Origin of the sequence: Parapedobacter sp., from assembly GCF_035556095.1 — a bacterium.
GTDB lineage: Bacteria > Bacteroidota > Bacteroidia > Sphingobacteriales > Sphingobacteriaceae > Parapedobacter.
In genome coordinates this window covers 410,466-429,049 of record NZ_DATMFT010000021.1, presented here as the reverse complement: position 1 = coordinate 429,049, position 18,584 = coordinate 410,466, and the positions used below count along the sequence as shown (strand labels likewise).

Annotated in this window: 13 protein-coding genes; 1 reads left to right on the top strand and 12 read right to left on the bottom strand. The window is 47.5% G+C overall.

The window, feature by feature from the left end:
- Nucleotides 1-2 precede the first annotated feature (2 nt).
- From tpiA to pckA, 6 genes are all read right to left on the bottom strand, one after another.
- A complete protein-coding gene (tpiA, locus tag VNQ80_RS12245; RefSeq protein ID WP_325639583.1) occupies nt 3-770 on the bottom strand; it encodes a triose-phosphate isomerase in 768 nt (255 codons plus the stop codon).
- Nucleotides 771-816: 46 nt separating this feature from the next.
- Nucleotides 817-2,007: a putative sugar nucleotidyl transferase gene (locus VNQ80_RS12240; protein WP_325638961.1), complete on the bottom strand. Its 1,191-nt coding sequence runs from the start codon at nt 2,005-2,007 to the stop codon at nt 817-819.
- A gap of 78 nt (nt 2,008-2,085) precedes the next feature.
- Nucleotides 2,086-2,334, bottom strand: coding sequence for a type B 50S ribosomal protein L31 (locus VNQ80_RS12235; protein ID WP_325638959.1), 249 nt, complete (start codon nt 2,332-2,334; stop codon nt 2,086-2,088).
- Nucleotides 2,335-2,436: 102 nt separating this feature from the next.
- Complete coding sequence (locus VNQ80_RS12230) at nt 2,437-3,087, bottom strand: carbohydrate-binding family 9-like protein (RefSeq protein WP_325638957.1); 651 nt, start codon at nt 3,085-3,087, stop codon at nt 2,437-2,439.
- 29 nt (nt 3,088-3,116) lie between these two features.
- Complete coding sequence (locus VNQ80_RS12225; RefSeq protein WP_325638955.1) at nt 3,117-4,238, bottom strand: aminoglycoside phosphotransferase family protein; 1,122 nt, start codon at nt 4,236-4,238, stop codon at nt 3,117-3,119.
- A gap of 190 nt (nt 4,239-4,428) precedes the next feature.
- Nucleotides 4,429-6,045: a phosphoenolpyruvate carboxykinase (ATP) gene (pckA, locus tag VNQ80_RS12220; protein WP_325638953.1), complete on the bottom strand. Its 1,617-nt coding sequence runs from the start codon at nt 6,043-6,045 to the stop codon at nt 4,429-4,431.
- Between the two features lie 285 nt (nt 6,046-6,330).
- Between pckA and VNQ80_RS12215 the strand changes: the two genes are divergently transcribed.
- Entirely contained in the window at nt 6,331-7,179 is an 849-nt protein-coding gene (locus VNQ80_RS12215; RefSeq protein ID WP_325638951.1) for an MBL fold metallo-hydrolase, read from the top strand.
- Between the two features lie 36 nt (nt 7,180-7,215).
- On the opposite strand, the gene VNQ80_RS12210 is transcribed toward VNQ80_RS12215, so the two are convergent.
- The 6 genes from VNQ80_RS12210 to rbsK all read right to left on the bottom strand — a co-directional run bounded on the left by VNQ80_RS12210 (nt 7,216) and on the right by rbsK (nt 18,379).
- Nucleotides 7,216-8,223, bottom strand: a complete 1,008-nt coding sequence (locus tag VNQ80_RS12210; protein ID WP_325638949.1) for a nucleoside hydrolase — start codon at nt 8,221-8,223, stop codon at nt 7,216-7,218.
- Between the two features lie 188 nt (nt 8,224-8,411).
- Nucleotides 8,412-11,540: a nucleoside hydrolase gene (locus VNQ80_RS12205; RefSeq protein ID WP_325638947.1), complete on the bottom strand. Its 3,129-nt coding sequence runs from the start codon at nt 11,538-11,540 to the stop codon at nt 8,412-8,414.
- 32 nt (nt 11,541-11,572) lie between these two features.
- A complete protein-coding gene (locus tag VNQ80_RS12200) occupies nt 11,573-13,309 on the bottom strand; it encodes a RagB/SusD family nutrient uptake outer membrane protein (RefSeq protein ID WP_325638945.1) in 1,737 nt (578 codons plus the stop codon).
- 23 nt (nt 13,310-13,332) lie between these two features.
- Nucleotides 13,333-16,389 carry a TonB-dependent receptor gene (locus VNQ80_RS12195; RefSeq protein ID WP_325638943.1) on the bottom strand — a complete coding sequence of 1,019 codons (3,057 nt, stop codon included), beginning with the start codon at nt 16,387-16,389 and terminating at the stop codon, nt 13,333-13,335.
- 32 nt (nt 16,390-16,421) lie between these two features.
- Entirely contained in the window at nt 16,422-17,426 is a 1,005-nt protein-coding gene (locus VNQ80_RS12190) for a GRP family sugar transporter (protein ID WP_325638941.1), read from the bottom strand.
- A 35-nt stretch (nt 17,427-17,461) separates the two neighbouring features.
- On the bottom strand, nt 17,462-18,379 hold the full coding sequence (gene rbsK / locus VNQ80_RS12185; protein WP_325638939.1) for a ribokinase: 918 nt from the start codon (nt 18,377-18,379) through the stop codon (nt 17,462-17,464).
- Between the last annotated feature and the right edge of the window lie 205 nt (nt 18,380-18,584).

Sequence of the window (18,584 nt, the reverse complement as noted above, 5' to 3'; positions counted from 1 at the left end):
CTTCACCGATTGAATACTTTGGCGATATCAATGAAGTCTCGTGACTTCAGCGATGCTCCGCCGATAAGCCCGCCGTCAATGTCTGGCTGTGCAAACAGCTCCGGCGCATTTTTGGGGTTGCAACTCCCGCCATAGAGGATGGTTGTGCTATTGGCCACGTTTTGGTTATAGTGGTTGGCCACTTCATTGCGAATAAATGCATGCACTTCCTGTGCCTGCTCCGGCGTAGCAGTAAGTCCAGTACCAATGGCCCATACCGGCTCGTAGGCTAACACAACGTCGCCGAAATCACCATCTGCCAAATGGAAAATCCCCTCTTCCAACTGGGTGCGGATCACATCAAAATAGCGATCGGATTCCCGCTCATCCTGCGTTTCGCCAATACAGAAAATAGGGATGAGGCCATGCTTTAGTGCTGCATCCACTTTTCTGCTTAACTGATTATCATCCTCGTGGAAATACGCACGCCGTTCTGAATGACCCAAAATGACGTATGTTGCCCCAGTAGATTTCAGCTGTGATGCCGATATCTCGCCGGTATACGCGCCCGTTTCCTGGAAATAGATGTTTTGCCCGCCAACGGCAACGCGCGACCTACTACCTGCGAGTTGGGCAAGTCCATGGAGATGGATGAATGGGGCACAGATCACAATGCCCTGCTCACCGATCACCTCATCGTTGGCCATATTCACAATCTCAGAGAAAAGACTGATGCCCTGCTGATAGTCCAGGTTCATCTTCCAGTTTCCAGCAACAATTTTCTTTCGCATCATAGTTGTATTATTATTATCGTATAAAAGTATTTAATATGTTATTCTAAAAACGTCTGTATTCCCGCGTGCGCTCAAACACAGCTGCCAGCAACCGTTTTTCCACATCATCAAAGCGAAGGTTTCGCCGTTCATATACGGATTCCATCGTTTCAAAAAATTTCTCCAGCCGGTAGGCCGAAAACCCTTCGGCACTTCCCCAGGAGAAATCAGGGATAAACGTAGGTGGCATGCCGGTGCAATAGACACTTGCACCTACCCCCACCACAGTACCCGTATTGAAAGCCGTATTGATGGCACACCGCACATGGTCGGCCATCACCATACCGCAAAATTGCAAGCCGGTATCCCGGTATCCGGCTTGGCTATAATCATATAAACGTACGGATTTATAATTGTTCTTTAAATTCGAATTATTTGTGTCGGCTCCCCAGTTGCACCCCTCACCCAGCACCGAACTCCCGAGGTATCCGTCGTGCCCTTTGGCAGAGCGCCCCCATATAACACAGGTATTGAGCTCTCCGCCCACCCGCGAGTAGGGCCCTATCGATACGTTGCTGTAAATCCGGGTTCCCATTTTCACCTGGGAGTTTTGGCCCAGCGCAAATGCACCCCTGATGAGGCTGCCTTCCCAAACTTCACTGCCTTTGCCCAGGTAGATGGGGCCTCTAGTGCTGTTGAAGGTAGCACACTCCGCTTGGGCACCTTCCTCGGCAAAAAACCGATCACCAATGAAACGGTTGCTTTCGGATAATATTGCCGACTGCCGCCCTTTAGTGAGCCGATTAAAATCCTGTCCGATTTGTTCGCCGTTCTGCAAGAAAATATCTTCGGGATGGTTGATCATTACCACCGGATGGTGGTAATATATGGGGGAATAGCCAGCCAACGAGGGCAGCTTACCGTGTTGCAAAGTTTCGGCTACCACGCGCGAGGCGATCAGTACTTCCCCGTACCATAGCGCTTCGCCGGTGCGCAACGCCAACGCTGCATCGACCAAGCGGTTGTCGGGGCAGCAATTGCCCCGCACGAGGAGAATATCTCCGCTCAAGTGGCCCAAGGGGTACTTCTCCTGCAGGTAATCTTCCGTAAGGAATGAATAAGAAGCATCCAACCACTTTGCCCATTTCTCGGCGATGGTAAGGATACCCACCCGCAGGTCCGCAACAGGACGCGTCAGCGCCAATGGATAAAGTCCTATCCGCCATTCCGCCTTGTCAAATAAAACGATATGCATAGGTTTCCATTTAGAACGGCTAAAATAAAAAAGTCCCGATAAAATATCGGGACTAATATTTTTTTACCTGTTGCAGGGTTACTTTTTGCTGTAACGGCTACGGAATTTGTCGATACGGCCTGCGGTATCAACCAATTTCATTTTTCCGGTGTAGAAAGGGTGGGACGTGTGCGAAATCTCAAGCTTCACTAATGGGTATTCATTTCCATCCTCCCATTGAATGGTTTCTTTGGCCTCGATGCATGACTTCGTTACAAACGAGTAGTCATTTGACATATCCTTGAAAACCACCAATCTGTAATTCGCTGGATGCAAGTCTTTTTTCATTTTATCTTCGTGTTACTATATTCCTGAATGAGCGTGCAAAGATAGGTTATTAGAATTTAAATTCCAACAATACTTCATTTAATCATCAGCTATTTTGTAGCTTCATGCCTGCTGGAACACCAATTCACCGAAATATTGGGGCAGGTGAAAATTAGGTGTTGGGTATTTGATGGGATTCCAGACCACATAATGTGGTTCTGGCAGGTCATCCCCGCACTTATAGAAATTACCCGTACACCGCATGCCGGCTAGCGAGCGGACCGCATCGGCTTCAAAAACGATTAGTGGGATATGGAGCAACAGACGCCATTCCCTATCGCCGTTTTCCAACACTTCAGGGGAAATATGGCTGTGTGTTCTCACTTGTTCAATCGTTTCCCGCGACAATCGCCTCCGCTCCGACCGCTGCGCTGGGCCATAGCCAATCAATCTGGTTCCTATGCAATTAAACTCCAAATTGTAATAACCCAAACCATCAAACGAGATAAAGAACTCCACGCAGCTATCTTTATATACCGGGTCGTTCGTATTGCGGTAAACCGCCCGCACATGCTTCTCTCGCACCTCGTACAGCAGCAGGATACCGACTGTTGTGTAAGCAATCTTAACGTGGACCGAGGGACGATACGGGAACGCTTGCCAGGGCATCTCTTTTAGCTCCGTGGGCGCCACGGGAGCTAGGGCGGCCAACAGCTCCGCTGCCGTTGTATGCTCATTGATTCCCCCAAGAAAAGGAATAACTATCGTATTCATGCCATCTCGTTTCCGATCGCTCACTATGTTCATTGGTAACCAGCGGCCACACGAGCCACGATAGCCCGCAGCGCCGGCTCCCGGGCTTCGAGTTCACTTACCAGCTTGAGTTGCGCCCGCGTACGCTGCAAATTATGGTCGGCGTGGTGCACCTTATAATAATGGTCTCCTTCCAAAAAGTCAGTAAGAAACCGTACCGCCTGCATATAAGGAAACAGCAACACCCCCTCCATCAAGGAAGCCACTTCATCAGCGGTCAAGAAATAATGAGCTTCTTCAAAATACCCATCAGCGTACGCTTCAAACAGCGGCACATTCAGCCGGACTTTATCCAGATCGGCTTCGTCTTCCGCAGCACAGTTGATGATGGTGCGTATCGCATCACCGAAGTCGTACGCCACATATCCCGGCATTACCGTATCCAGGTCAATCACGCACTGCGCGCGGTCATCGGCATCCAGCAATACGTTGTTGAATTTGGTATCGTTATGTGTAATCCGTATGGGTAACCGGCCCTGGGCCGCCAAATCCAAAATGGCGTGCATACGCCGCTCGCGCGCTTTAATGAACGCCAATTCTTCCGGCACCCGCTTAACACGATCTGCGGGGTTCGCCCGAATTGCGCTGTTTAGCTGTGCCAAGCGATTCCCGATATGGTGAAAATCAGGCAACACTTCATGAATGAGGCCAACATCCAAATCAGCCAACAGCCGTTGAAACTGTCCGAACGCGCGTCCACCTTCCCTCGCCTGCTGTGGCGTTTCTACGATATCATAGCTTCGCGTGCCTTCCAGCAATATAAACATCCGCCAGAAATTGTTTAGTTCATCGCGATGGCACGATTCGCCTCCGATGGTTGGTATTAAGGTCAAAACACGCCGATCAATCTGATCATTGTCTTTGAATTCGATGGCGTAGCGTGTTTTCAGGTGATTGGTTACCCGCTGGATATTATCCATTATCGCCGCTATATCTTTAAATACATGATGATTCACCCGCTGAAGCAAATAATGTGTTGCTCCCTCGTCGGTTACCACCCGGAAGGTATCGTTTATATGTCCCGACCCGAACGCTGAGACGCTTACCACCCGACCTTCTATTTCAAATTCACTCGCCAGCGTGGCTAATTGCTCCGGATTAAAATCATTCATAAAACAGGAAAACCAGAATATTTTCTTTACTGCCGTGCAATATGCAAATTAGCCCACGAATAACCATATCATTTCGCCAAACAATCGTTTGCGTTATTTCCGAATTGGTGTTGAGCAACCCATAAAAAAGTCCCATGAAACGGTTGTTCCACGGGACTTCCATACGATTTATTGAACAATTAAACGATAATTAAACCATTGATGCAGACTCAATCACGGTTGGCGACGCGTCCAGCACATCTTTATTAACAGCTTTCCCATACCGTTTGAAGTTATCGATAAAACGCCCGGCCAGTTGATTGGCTTTCGCATAATACGCATTTTCGTCAGGCCACAACCGAACCGGATCGAGCACTGCATCAGGCACGTCGGGGCAGCTTGTCGGGTAACGGAGGCCAAACACCGGATGGGTGTGGAAAGTTGCCTCCTTTAGTGTGCCCGATAACGCAGCTTTGATGATAGACCGTGTGTAATCCAGCTTAATCCGGCGCCCAACCCCGTACGGGCCGGCAATCCAACCCGTATTGACCAGCCATACGTTGATGGCGCTGCCTGCCAAACGTTCCCGTAGCAGTTCGGCATATTGGGCGGGGTGCAACGGCAGGAAGGCCTCGCCAAAACAGGCGGAAAATACGGCTTTTGGCTCCCGAACCCCCTCCTCAGTTCCCGCCACTTTAGCCGTATAGCCCGACATAAAGTGATACATGGCCTGTGTGGTGGATAGCAACGACACCGGCGGCAGCACCCCGAAAGCATCGGCCGTAAGGAAGAAGATATCTTTGGGTGCGGACGCCAAGCCAAGCGATACGCTGCCCATAATGTGGTTTATGGGGTACGCCACCCGGGTATTTTCCGTTTTGGAGACGTCGTCATAATTCGGTAAGCGTGTGCCGGGGACATACTGGATATTTTCTACGAGGGCACCGAAGCGTACCGCATTGAAAATTTCGGGCTCCTTGCTTTGGTCCAGCCCAACGCATTTGGCATAGCAACCACCTTCGAAATTAAAAATACCATTATCGCTCCAACCGTGCTCGTCGTCGCCTACCAGCATCCGGTTTCTATCGGCCGATAGCGTTGTTTTACCCGTACCGGAGAGCCCGAAAAACAACGCTGTATGTCCTTTGGTATCTGTATTAGCCGCACAATGCATGGAAAGTACCCGCCGCCGCAGCGGCAGTATGAAATTCATAACAGAAAAAATGCCTTTTTTTATTTCGCCCGTATAGCCGGTTCCGGCAATCAGCACCACTTTACGTGTAAAATTGATGATCACGAAATTGGAGTGGTGCAGCCCATACTGTTCCGGATGGGCGCACATGTATCCCGGCGCGGCAAGAATCGACCATTCCGGCCGGGATTCCGGATCGGGCGACGCTGGTCGGATAAATAGGTTATTGACGAACACATTCTGGTAAGCGGTCTCAGTCACCGCGCGAACCCCGATACCGTATGCCGCGTCAGCACCCGCAACAGCATCCCGAACGAAGATATTCCTACCGCTCAAGTATGCCCCCACCTCTCCAAAGAGGTAATCAAATGACGCTGCGGATATCGGTTGGTTGATAGGACCCCACCAAACGGTGTTTTCGGTCAACGCATCGGAAACAATGAAGCGATCGTAAGGTGTACGGCCGGTAAAACGGCCAGTGTCGGCCGTCAAGGCGCCGGATTCGGAAAGACTTCCCTCGCCATGCAAAACGGCATACTCCACTAATTCCGCCACACCTTGTTGATAGTGTACCCCTTCACAGTTCTTGATAAAAAGGTAATCTAACTTTGGAATAGCTCTTTTTGAAGCATTCATAGCAAATATTTAAGCATTTTCATGAATTAATGCGGCAAATATATAGATTTAAATTTCATTAAATAAAACAAAAATAGCTGAAAATCAGCTTTTTGTAAAAAATACACTAAGTTAACTAACTATGCATCAGAAGTGTTTATCGATTTAGCGTACTTTTGTAAAAAATAGGGACAATTTTTCGAGTCAATATACCATTGGGGAGCTTGCTTTTTTGTGTATTAAAGCTCCGTATTTGGCCAGTATTTTTTACCTTTAACGGTTGACCACAACAGCAATAGACTACGTATGAAACTGTATCCCATTGACACTGGATTATTTAAGCTCGACGGCGGCGCCATGTTTGGTGTTGTTCCCAAATCGATCTGGCAGCGTACCAACCCTGCCGACGACCGGAATATGTGTACCTGGGCTGCCCGACTATTGCTCATCAGCGAAGGTGAGCGGCTTACCTTGGTTGATACTGGGTTGGGCGACAAACAGAACGAGAAATTTTTCAGCCATTACTACCGCCATGGCGACGACACCCTGGATGGATCGCTGGCCAAGCACGGCTTCCACAGGGATGATATCACCGACGTATTCCTTACGCACCTCCATTTCGACCATGTTGGAGGCGCGATTATGCGCGAAGCGAATCGTTTAGTACCGGCATTCAAGAATGCTACCTATTGGAGCAACAAACAGCATTGGGATTGGGCACTCTTCCCCAACCACCGCGAAAAACCTTCATTCTTACAGGAGAATATCATACCGCTCTACGAGAGTGGGCAGCTACGCTTCATCGATGTAGAAGACGGTATCCGGTTTTCCGACAACATCACCGTTCGTTTCGCATTTGGCCACACCGACGCGATGATGCTTCCACAAATCAACTATAATGGAAGAACGCTGCTATACATGGCCGATCTCCTGCCTTCTGCAGGGCACATCCCGCTTCCTTATGTGATGAGCTACGACGTACAGCCCCTCATCACCATGGAAGAGCGTAAAAATTATTGGCAGGAATCCATAGACAACGATTACGCGTTATTTTTGGAACACGACCCCATAAACGAGTGCTGCACCATCCAACTTACGGATAAGGGTTATCGATTAAAAGAGACTTTTTCGCTAAAGGAATGGTTGGCCTTGTAATCATTTTCTATCCATTTCCAATCCAATTCGCTACAGCTATGGCTTTGGGATATGCGACATCAGCCCCTCAATAGCATCCGACACATATTGATAGGGATATTTATGCACAATAAAATAATGGCCTGCGTCCGTTGTCGGATCCCATCTATTGGCACCATTTTCGTCGACGGAAAACTTTCCGGGTCCATTTACATAAAAATAATCCGATGGATTGCGGATCGCGATCAATACAGCCGTCTGGTCCCACGAGGGCCGATTTGATTCGCCGCCATCGGCATACGTCCGCAGATTAAATTCATAAGCTTTGGTCACCGGGCCATCGTCACTGCGCGCTCCTACTTTACCACCCGTCAAAATTTTCACACCGATTTCAAAGCCACTGAACAGTATCGGCGTCGGCCAATTATTAAATGTATTCGCGGATGCCGAAGCGTGTTCAACTACGTTAAATTCAATCCCCTCTGGAAACACGCCAGCCATCGAAACCAGCTGCTTCACTTTAGCTTTTACAAGATCTACGCCCTTAAGCTCGGAATGTTCATCCGGCTGAGAATCCAGAAGCGCACTGAGGTTGGAAAGAAATCCAACAGTCACAATCGTCACACTTTGGTCAGGCTGAGCTGCCAACACTTGCCGGTACACCTTTACAGCATTGGGGTAGGTTTTATCCTGCAGGTCTCGGGCATACGTATTGATGAGCGTATCGTTCCAACCGTTTTTCGCGGTAAAATCGGGGGCACCTTGTGCGGCGACACCCACTGGTAGGCTATCGCGACCAAAATACCGATTAAGCACTTCAATCGTGGGAGCAATGGATGGATGCGCATCACTGGCAACGGTAGCCAGAATTTCGCATTCACCGCTGTCGGCCAGTGCATGCAGCACCGCAATCGCACCGACATCGTCATAGTCGGGACCCATATCGGTGTCGAAGATTATTTTGGGGGTCTGAGTGACTGATAGCCTAACCTGTTCATTTGATTGCGTAGAACAAGCGGCGCACAAAAGAATAGTGCTCAAAAGGAAAATCGCGTTAGTTTTCATCTATTTAAATTTTTCTTTAGTGGTGATGAAGCTGTCATGGTTTAATCATTCCCCTATGTGGTTTTTGAAAACCATGACGGTTTCAAAGGCAATAATAAAATAAGTTAATTGATATACTCACTTTTTTCTGAACGAATTCTAAATCAAATGCATGATCCGGTTATCTACATGCTTTACGGCAATTAGAATTAATTAGTATCTGCTGTTAAAATCATAGACTGTTTTCCTTTGAGCTGTAGTGAAAGCGATCTTCTACCACCGCGCTCTCGCATGCGAACCGTCTTAACGAACCCGTTAACGGGGTCCCACAACCTAGCAGTACCTCCAAGTCCAACATCCACCCGGAATTCCCGTACTTCGGAACTGGTATTAACAAAAAGGTAGGTATCCTGTTCTACTCCCGTTTTATACAATGAAACAATATCCCCGGCTTGGCCATCCAAACAATAAGGTGGCTCAATATGATTACCAATCCATTCAATCAGTTGTTCCGGGTCATCGGCAAACAAGACATCTCTTTCTTTTTCGAAATAGGCCGCTAGATCCATCTCGACAGCTTCCGGCGAATCCTTGCCAATTGCCCAAACTTTTTTCTGTTGGAAAGCGACCGGCACGCCCTGTTTAACTAGCCATGCAATCTTGGCAAGCAAGTCATTATCCAGCACCTTAAGAAACGGAATAATAAGGGGACGGGCCGAAGCACCGACCTGCATTACCCGTGCCATATCCACATAGTCGAAATCAAGGTGGTTTTCGACAAGGCGTAAACCAATTGCTTTGAAATTATTGCTTATCGCAAGCGCTTCATCATTAAAATAGGCGCCTGATAACGATAACGGCACTTCCGTCAACGAATACATGCTCTCAATCGGATAAAAAACGTCCACGAGCGGACGACGCCTACCATTCGAGAGCATATAACCCACCCGGCCTATGTAATCGGTAAACACTCGATTTTCCGACTCACTGAAGTTTTTGTGCCCATAATATGAAGCGAACTGGTCAACACCGAATGCATACTGGACACCGACGGCTGCCACCACCCCTTCGATATCAACGATGCCTGGATATTCGCTGTCGAAAGCATTGGATATTTCACTCATAACATGCGGGCGATTGCATTGATTGGCAACCGACGACGCAAGTTTAGCCGTTGTAACACCCCAGTTTTTTGCTACATCAGGATGTGCTGTCAATAAATCGATACCGGGATGCTGCATATGCCGATAAACCTGTTGAATATTTCCTTGGAAAATGGGGTGATAAAATAGGTCCTCTTCCAGCAACAAATGGCCTGAAGACGCGATGTTATTCTTCGCTCCAAATTGTTCTAAAGGTTTGAAGTAGTATTCCGTTACTAATTCATTCAGTGTTTTATAATAATCGACCCGAACTTTGGCTGAGCGGGATGTCCATACGCCTACAAGCCGATAAATCTCTGGGAGCAAGTCATAACCTCTTCTGTTCCGGAATTCGGAAAGCAAACCCCTACTCCAGTTGAGCGTTGGATGGATAGGCACCAATGAGTCGATTGGATCTACGGTCCGGGGAGACACCGGGGGCGGGTTTTCCAAAAAATGGGTGCCAACCATTGCCGGCTCGTCGGTAAACAGCACTTCAATACCCTTGCCGAAGTAATCTCCAACATGCGTACGGTATTTTTCGTGGGTACTAGTCACGAAAGCATCACCTATTTGAGGTTCAAGCAAGTTGACCATCCGGCGACGGGCATACCAGTTATTAGTGGCATGGGTCTGCTCATAGAAAGGCTTAACGGCAAAATAATAAACCTGCCATTCATCAGAAGAAGGTTGCCATCTCAACGTGCCATTGCGATCAATCCACGGGCGTAAATCCACGGCTTGCACGTTCTCCGCTTTACACACAGCTGTCGCTGTCAGAACTTGCGAATGGCCATGCGGCAAATTGATCACCACCTCCTGTCCGTCTCGGGACTCTTCCATAATAACCGACACCCCCAATGCCTCCAATCCCGGGTTGCGTTTGAGCACTTCGCCGCCCGCCGAGCCACTTGGATATCCCTCTTCGTCATATATCCAGACCCGGAGATTAAGCGAGTCTATCGTCTTACTGACAAGTGCCCTAAACGCGCTCCATTGCTCATCATCGTTAAGATACCCGTTATAAGACACATTAGTAACAAGCCCACCATATCCTAACCACTTCAACTCCGTAACGGTTGCAGTATCCGGAACACTATGAAGAATCCTGAGTGGTCGGAAATCTACCGGCGGGTCTTTGAACACTTTTGGATCAGGCTTTTCATCTCTTTTACGTGAATGATAGATAAGCTCCACATATTTTTCCGTGATGTTACTGGCTTCATCCAATGTCGGCACTTGGAGATAACGATGACTGCCGGTACCGGAAAATTCAAACCGTGTAGTAGCATCGGCATTTACCACCATTTTCCCAGGTCTGCTCAGTTGGAAATAGTCCTCTTCTATTGCGAATAAGACGGCTGTGAGATCCCATGTTGGTCTGTCATAAGGCATGGGGATATAAAGTTTATATCCCTCTACCAAGGGATTAACATCGGCGTATCCCAAATTTCTCTCAATAGGTGCCGCCGGAAATAGGAGATGTTCCCCTACTTCAAACGGGCTGATGAACACTGGTGTTGGCCACTGGTCAAACACATATTGAGAGGCAGCCACATCCGTTCTGATATTAAACTCCTTCTCCGTAGGCTGTTTTAAATTCCCGCCCATTACCACCAACCGACTTACTTTCTTTGCCACCAGTGCGTTGCCATCAAGCACAGAAAACCGGTCGGGACCTGATTGCAAAAGTGCCTTCAAGTTCGTCAGAAAACCAACAGAAATTATGGTCACCGAGCTATCAGGGCGCTTCGATAGCAATTCACGATACATGGACACTGCGGGTTGTACGTCCTCATATCGATCGATTTTGCTGTAGAACGCCTGACGCCCGTTTAGTCGAAGCTCCATAGTCTTCCGAGCAAAGCTGTTTGCTTCGGCCTCCCCTTCTTCTCCGCCCCGAACGGTCGCGATCGGCACATCCGGATAACCATACCAATTGTTGATTACATCGAGGTAACGCACCGAATTTAAACTCGATTTGTTATTGCTAACTCCCAAAAGTTCAATCTTTCCCTCCTGTTGATAGCGATACAACATCGCCAAAGCCAGTGCATCATCGATATCGTTACCCATGTCGGTTTCGAAGATAACCGGTATCGGTGCCTGCTGGGCTATTGCTGGCAAACTGATGCCAAGTACAGCACACAACAACACAGCGTAAAACAAACATGGTTTCTTCCAGTTTTTCTTCATTTGGCTATTCTTGCTTATCAGACCCATTTTTATTACCACCCCGGGTTCTGATTGAGATCGAAATCCGGTATGATAGAAGTTTCCTTGATTGGAATCGGCATAATGAGGAATTTCTCACTCCATGCATTTCTTTGTTCGGTAACGAACCTCGAGTACGTGAACGAATCATCAGCGTGTTTCGTTATTTCCATCCCCGTGACAAGTTTATCGGTTTGGTCAAGTATTTTCCATCTCCGTACGTCCCAAAAACGATGTTCTTCAAATGCCAGTTCGACCCGCCTTTCCCTTCGTACCCTTTCTCTGAATTCTTCTTTGGTAAGATTTGTAGGTAATTCAGGCATATTCACTCGGCCTCGAACAGTATTGATAGCCTGCCTAGCTATTTCAGTTGGCCCATTTGCTTCATTCTCCGCTTCCGCAAGATTGAGGTATAGTTCAGCCAGTCGATACTTTTTCCACCGAGTATCTTCCGGTTGACCCGACTGTAACCGCGGGTCAATGAATTTTCTGAGGTAGTACCCTGTTCTAGTAAAGGCCCAGCCGATGGGTGCTTTCAATAATTGGTCCGCACCCCCCACATAGGTTTCCATGATATGGATTTCTCCTCCAATATTATCGTAGGCGGCCCCGTTATGCCATACCGTAGCGTAGAAGCGCGGGTCTCTGCCGGCATAGGGGTTTGCAGGATCATACCCTGAATCTGTATTGATAATGGGCTGTGTATGGTTTTCATCCGTATATCCTAAAATCGCTGGTTCACCGGTACCCTGCATGTCGTAGCTGTCTACCAATTCTTGCGTCGGGGTAGCCCCTACCTTGAACATTCCCGGTTTACTGGGTATACTATTAATGATGCTGAAAACGGGGTCGATCTGACCCTCATGCACTTCATAAATAGTCTCCCTATCTCGTGGTGAAGAACTAATATCCGTTTTACTCAAGAAATAATCCCCGTAATTTTCTGCCAGCGCATATCCTTGTGTGGTGAGGATTTCAATAGCATGCTGACTAGCTAAACTAGCAGCTTCCCATTTTGCCCGGTCGTTTCCCGGGTTCCAAAGCGGGCTTGCGTTAAATAATAGTGCTTGCGACTTCACCGCGTAAGCCATTGCTTTGGTTACACGCCCACGTTCAGCTTCGGTGGTAATCCGCATAGGCATAGCATCATTTGCAATGACTTCATCACACTCCTTCACAATAAAATCGATACACGCTTGGAAAGTCGGGCGCGTAAGTGTCGTGTAATCAAAATCATTCGTAAATGGGGCCGTTACAACTGGCATTGCCCCATACTCTTTGATCAATTCCCAAAAATAGAATGCGCGTAAAAGCTGGGCCTCACCTCGGAATCGCACGCGGTTTGTAGCACTAGGAATATTTGCGGTTTGAACCTGGCTTAAAAACACATTAGCGTCTCGGATACCCGCCCAAAAGGTTCCATAATGATAGACGCCTTTCCCCCGCTCTTGCGTAGTATGCAGCGCACTTCCACCAGGATTCAAGCTCCCTGAAGACCAAGACATTACAGCACCCGAATAAGCATAAGCTTCGTCAGAAAACGGGGCTAGAAAGTCAAAGAAACCGTATTTCCAAAAATAGCTCGGTATATATCCATAAACTCTATTCAAATAAGCTTCTGTTCGCTTCTCGTCTTGGAATATATCTTCCAATGTGGTTCGGCCGTCCGGTGTAATATCGAGGTAATTCTTGGCACACCCCGAAAAAATCAATACGGCCAATGCAATGTATTTAATAATAAACTTTTTCATCACCATCCTTGTTTATAACATATTTAAAATGTGAAGTTTACGCCGAAATTATAAAGCCTAGTAATCGGATAATCCCTGCTGTTGGTAAGCTCAGGGTCGAATTCTTTGGTCGGGAGCCTGTCCCAAGTGATAAGATTGAGCCCATTCGCATATATCCTTAGGCGTTTGGCGCCAATTCGATCCGACCAATTCGAAGGAAGGGAATAACCGATTTCCATATTTTTCAGACGAATGTAACTTGCATCCAAAATGAAAAACGTATTGGGCCTTTCGTTGGGGTCTGCCTGTGTCGAAATCCTCGGATACCTAATTTGTGCACCATTCGCAGCGCGATCCTCCGTCCAACTCTGCTTGTGTCTCGTTATGAAATTTTGAGTGGCAAAAACCCCTTGGTCACTGTAATAATTTGACACGTTGGAAATGCCTTGAAAAAGCGCGCTGAAATCAACACCCTTGTACGTGATATTGAAAGCCAACCCAAATTGATACTCCGGAATCGTGGAATAACCGATAGGAGCAATATCCCGTTCATTGATGATGTCGTCTCCATTTAAATCTCGATACTTGAAATCTCCGGGCCGTGATTCATGCCCGCCTACATGCTGCTCTGGTGAATTGTTGATTTCTTCCTGGTCCCGGAAATATCCGTCAACGATGTAGCCGAAATGTTGGCCTATTCGCTGGTTGGTTTCCCGATACCTATATGCGTAGTCGGCCGGAAGGACCGGTTCATCGGCATAGACTTGTCTATTTGTTGCGTAATTCAGGTTTACACGTGCCAAAATCGAAAGGTCGGAAGTAAAGGATTTGCGATAATCCAGTTCTATTTCGTATCCTTTATTTTCTACCACGCCGATATTAACCGGCGGCAACACACCTGATGGCAAACCATTTAACTCGGGAATGACTCCCCTGTTACGCAGAATGTTGTCGCGCTTTTCGAAAAACACATCTGCACTCAAGTTGAACTCGTTGAATAATCCTACCTCGAAACCCACATTATACTTTTTTGCCACTTCCCATTGTAAATCGATATTCTTCAAAAGATTATAATTGATGGTTTGCCCGTTCCCTAAACTCCCGGAAAGCCCCCCACCAACAACCTGAATGTCATCAATATATAAAAACCTCCGACTACCAATCCTATCATTACCTACCTCGCCATACGAACCCCGTAGCTTCAGCAGGTTAATAGCGTTCACTCCGTTAAGGAAACGCTCATTTGATATCAGCCAACTCGCGGATACCGCCGGAAAAAAACCGAACCTATGCCCCTCGGCAAACTGCTCGGAACCGTTATAACCGGCGTTAAATTCCATGAAGTACCGTGAATCATAGCCGTAGGTTAACCGTGAAGCCACCCCCATAAGCTTAAATGGCAGTTGATTGTCGATCACATTACTTTGTTGTTGATACAGCATCATGCCGGTGACATTATGCTTGTCGAAGCGCCTCGCATAGTTTAAGAACCCCTGAACATTTGATAAGGTTGTAAACCCCCGGCCTCCGCCGATAGCAAGCGGTGTGTTCTGGTCGTTGTTATACGGCCTGTAGTATACGCTATCTTTGCCGTCACTTCCTTGCAGATTCGGATTGATAATCTGAATATATTTCTCATAGTCACGTACCGCCTCCAAATTGTTGACCGTTCGTGCATCAAAAGAGACCACCGCCCTTGCCGATAGCCCTTCGGTTATGAAATCAAGCTTTTGCTCCATCCCGTAAGTCGCAAGCACATTACTTCTCTTTTGCTGCGTATAGCCAGATCGATTCACTAAACCGTATGCGGGGTGATCGATATCTCCAAATGTAATCACTTCACCTTCAGGTGTTAGTGGCCCAGGCACCGCTGCGGGCATCCGATTCATGAAGTAGATGATCCAATCCGTTGGATTATCCCCTCCCAACGCGTATGGGCTATTTCGCTGTTCGAGATAACCGGCTACATTCAGAAATGCATTTAAGTTCTTATTAAGCTTAATATCGATATTCGATCTGAAATTATATCGATCAAGTTTGAAGCTTGGATCATAATTCAAATCCTGTTCGGTATTAAACTGCCCACCTTGGTTAAGGTAACCGGCATTTACAAAATACTTAAATGTCTTTCCGACGCCAGATACGTTAAGGTTGTAGCGTTGCTGCGTAGAGAAGTCCTTTATAAGAATATCCCTCCAATCTGTATTTGCATAACGGAGCGGATCTTCCTGACTTTTATATAATTCAAGCGCCTCAGCCGAGTATTCCTCGGGCAACCCATCATTTGATAATGCAAGATTTCTCAACATTGCATAATCATACGCGTTTACAGGTGTAATAAACCGCGGAAAGTCTTGGGCCCCTACTTCGGTGGTAAAATTAATTTCCGGCGTTTCCGAAGTACCTCTCTTTGTAGTCACCAATATTACTCCGTTTGCCCCCCGAACACCAAATATTGCCGTAGACGACGCATCTTTTAAAATCGTCACAGACTCCACCTCATTGGGGTCAATGTAGGTTAAGTCCCGCTCTATACCATCTACGAGTACGATAGGGCTCTGCGCATTCACGGTTCCTTGACCCCTGATAAATAGCTGGGTAATATCCCGACCAGGCTGCCCACTTCGTTGAATGGCCGTCAATCCCGGTAGCCGCCCAGCAAGACTTACCGCCAAATTAGCCGCTGGGCTCTGTTTTATTTCCTTTGTTTGAATAGACGCAATTGCACCTGTCACGGTCTCTTTTTTCTGAGTTCCGTAAGCCACAACCACCACCTCTTCAAGTGAGGAATCATCCGGCTGCAACAGAAAGTTGATATATGTTTGGCCATTCAGGACAACCTCCTGCCGTTGATAGCCAACGTAGGTCGCCACTAACGTAACCCCTCGATTATCAACTGATATAGTAAACTCGCCATCTTCGTCCGTTGTAACACTGCCGCCCCCGCCTTGAACACTCACCGTAGCTCCCTCCAGCGGTAGCTCCGAACCGCTCGCCGCAACTCTACCCTGTATGCTTATGGTAGTTTGTGAAAAAGCTAGCAAATTAGTTGCCGCTAAACAGATCATCCAAAAGCTTTTTAATATTAGCTGTTTGCTCATAAATATCCACTTAAGATTCTTATACATTTAGTTTATTCTCCCGCCGCAATTACCAACCCCAGTCCTACTACAAATAGCACGAACATGGCAGCCACAAGTGCATTTACGGATTTCGTCCCCCCTTTAAATTCTTTCCAGATCAATACGCCCCACAGTGCGGCAACCAAGGTAGCACCTTGTCCCAGCCCATACGAAATGGCAGGACCAGCCTTGCCGGCGGCAATGAGGTTGAACAGATTACCCAAGCCCCAAACGCCTCCACCGAGGATACCTACCAGATGGATAGTGAACCGACCACGGAAGTATTCGCGGTAGTTGATGGGCGCTCCTTCAAGTGGCCTACGCATTAAAACGGTATTGAACACCAGATTACTCACCACAATACCCGCGGCAAACACCACAAATGCAGTGTAAGGTGTCATTTTGCCGGCTGCGGGGTTTACGAAGTTTTCAAGATCCATACCGGCTGCAATAAAGGGGTAGAAGGTAGACATCAGGATACCGGCTATGACAGACACTGCGATCCATTTACCAACGCCCTTTTTGCCTGTGCTGCCTGCCTGTTTTCCATATGCTATAGCATTGAGGATGATGGCCAGTGTAACTAGTGCCACGCCCAGGAAAAGCAAGACGGGGTCGCCTTTACTGAGCATGAGGTAGTTGATCAGCACGCCGATGACCAACGCCAATCCAATGCCAACAGGGAAGGCCACTGCCATGCCGGCACCTGCAATGGCAGCCGTCAACAGGATGTTCGCTAAATTGAACACCACGCCGCCAATCAAAGCACTGCGTATATTCCCTCCATCAGCTTGGCTGATGTCGACCAGAAATGACCGACCTGAGTCGCCCATACTGCCCAAAGTAAATGCCCCGACAAGTGCCAAGAAAAAGATTCCCCATACGTAATCCCAGTAAAACAGCTCAAAACGCCATTCACGCTGCACCAATTTCTGGGTGTTGGCCCACGAGCCCCAGCACAGCATCGTAATGATGCAAAACAGGATTGCTAACCCATAGCTTTCTACAATAAACATAATTCAATAGTCTTAAAATCGGTTCTAACTAACTATTATTTCATACTACTCAATAACACCTCATTACGAAATGGTATCGATGACTGTGCGCCCATTTTGGTAACTGCGATCGATGCCGCGCGGCACGCAAAGGATGTCGCATCCGTCAACCCTTTGCCTTCAGCCAACGCTACCGCCAATGCGCCATTGAATACGTCACCGGCCGCCGTGGTATCCACCGTTTCCACTACGGGGGCCGGAATATGATAAAACACACCTCCCTCCAACAATGCGGCGCCATCTTTACCCAACGTCACAATCACATGCTTCACTCCTCGTTCACGTATGCTTTCGGCCGCTTGACGGGCACTCGGAATGTCTGTAATGCGTACGCCCGATAACATTTCGGCTTCGTTCACGTTTGGCGTCAGGATATCCACTAAATGGAATACACTGGGTACAAGTGCATTTGCCGGAGCTGGGTTTAAGATGACCTGCATACCTTTCTTGCGGGCGTGCTGTGCAGCAAATTCCACGGTGCGCATCGGGACTTCCAGTTGCATCAATAATAGCTTACTGTCCGGATATTTTTCCAACACGCGTTCCACGTCTGCGGGTTCGAGGTGCGCATTGGCTCCCGGCGCTACCACAATGCTGTTTTCGCCTTGCTCATCGACCGTAATAAGCGCAATGCCCGATGGACTATCGTGGTCGGATAATATACCGTTCGTGTCTACTCCCTCTTCATCGAAGAGCTGAGCCGATTGTTTTCCAAAAATATCGTCGCCTATCTTTCCCACAAATGCGACGTCCCCTCCTAGCCGCGCCACCGCGACGGCTTGGTTGGCCCCTTTCCCTCCGGGGTTCATAAAAAATGACCCACCCAATACCGTCTCGCCCGGTTGGGGAATATGGCTGGTCTTCACCACCATATCCATGTTCATACTTCCTACTACGATGATTTTTTTACTCATATAACTGGTTACAAAAACTATTAACTGGCCTATTACGATAACAAAAGTATTAGTGAAATCTTTTAGAAATTAACCATTTTTTTATAATTTTATGAATTATAAATATGTTATATTAATTCGAAAAATTAATATTATATTTGATAATCAACATATTATAATCAAAAATTATATCAATAACAATTGCTTGTAAAATCATTCTAACGGT

Coding starts and splice junctions, on each gene's coding strand:
- VNQ80_RS12195 (WP_325638943.1), bottom strand. CDS start 16,389: ATGAGCAAACAGCTAATATTAAAAAGCTTTTGGATGATCTGTTTAGCG.
- VNQ80_RS12210 (WP_325638949.1), bottom strand. CDS start 8,223: ATGAAAACTAACGCGATTTTCCTTTTGAGCACTATTCTTTTGTGCGCC.
- VNQ80_RS12240 (WP_325638961.1), bottom strand. CDS start 2,007: ATGCATATCGTTTTATTTGACAAGGCGGAATGGCGGATAGGACTTTAT.
- tpiA (WP_325639583.1), bottom strand. CDS start 770: ATGCGAAAGAAAATTGTTGCTGGAAACTGGAAGATGAACCTGGACTAT.
- rbsK (WP_325638939.1), bottom strand. CDS start 18,379: ATGAGTAAAAAAATCATCGTAGTAGGAAGTATGAACATGGATATGGTG.
- VNQ80_RS12235 (WP_325638959.1), bottom strand. CDS start 2,334: ATGAAAAAAGACTTGCATCCAGCGAATTACAGATTGGTGGTTTTCAAG.
- VNQ80_RS12215 (WP_325638951.1), top strand. CDS start 6,331: ATGAAACTGTATCCCATTGACACTGGATTATTTAAGCTCGACGGCGGC.
- VNQ80_RS12200 (WP_325638945.1), bottom strand. CDS start 13,309: ATGAAAAAGTTTATTATTAAATACATTGCATTGGCCGTATTGATTTTT.
- VNQ80_RS12205 (WP_325638947.1), bottom strand. CDS start 11,540: ATGAAGAAAAACTGGAAGAAACCATGTTTGTTTTACGCTGTGTTGTTG.
- VNQ80_RS12230 (WP_325638957.1), bottom strand. CDS start 3,087: ATGAATACGATAGTTATTCCTTTTCTTGGGGGAATCAATGAGCATACA.
- pckA (WP_325638953.1), bottom strand. CDS start 6,045: ATGAATGCTTCAAAAAGAGCTATTCCAAAGTTAGATTACCTTTTTATC.
- VNQ80_RS12225 (WP_325638955.1), bottom strand. CDS start 4,238: ATGAATGATTTTAATCCGGAGCAATTAGCCACGCTGGCGAGTGAATTT.
- VNQ80_RS12190 (WP_325638941.1), bottom strand. CDS start 17,426: ATGTTTATTGTAGAAAGCTATGGGTTAGCAATCCTGTTTTGCATCATT.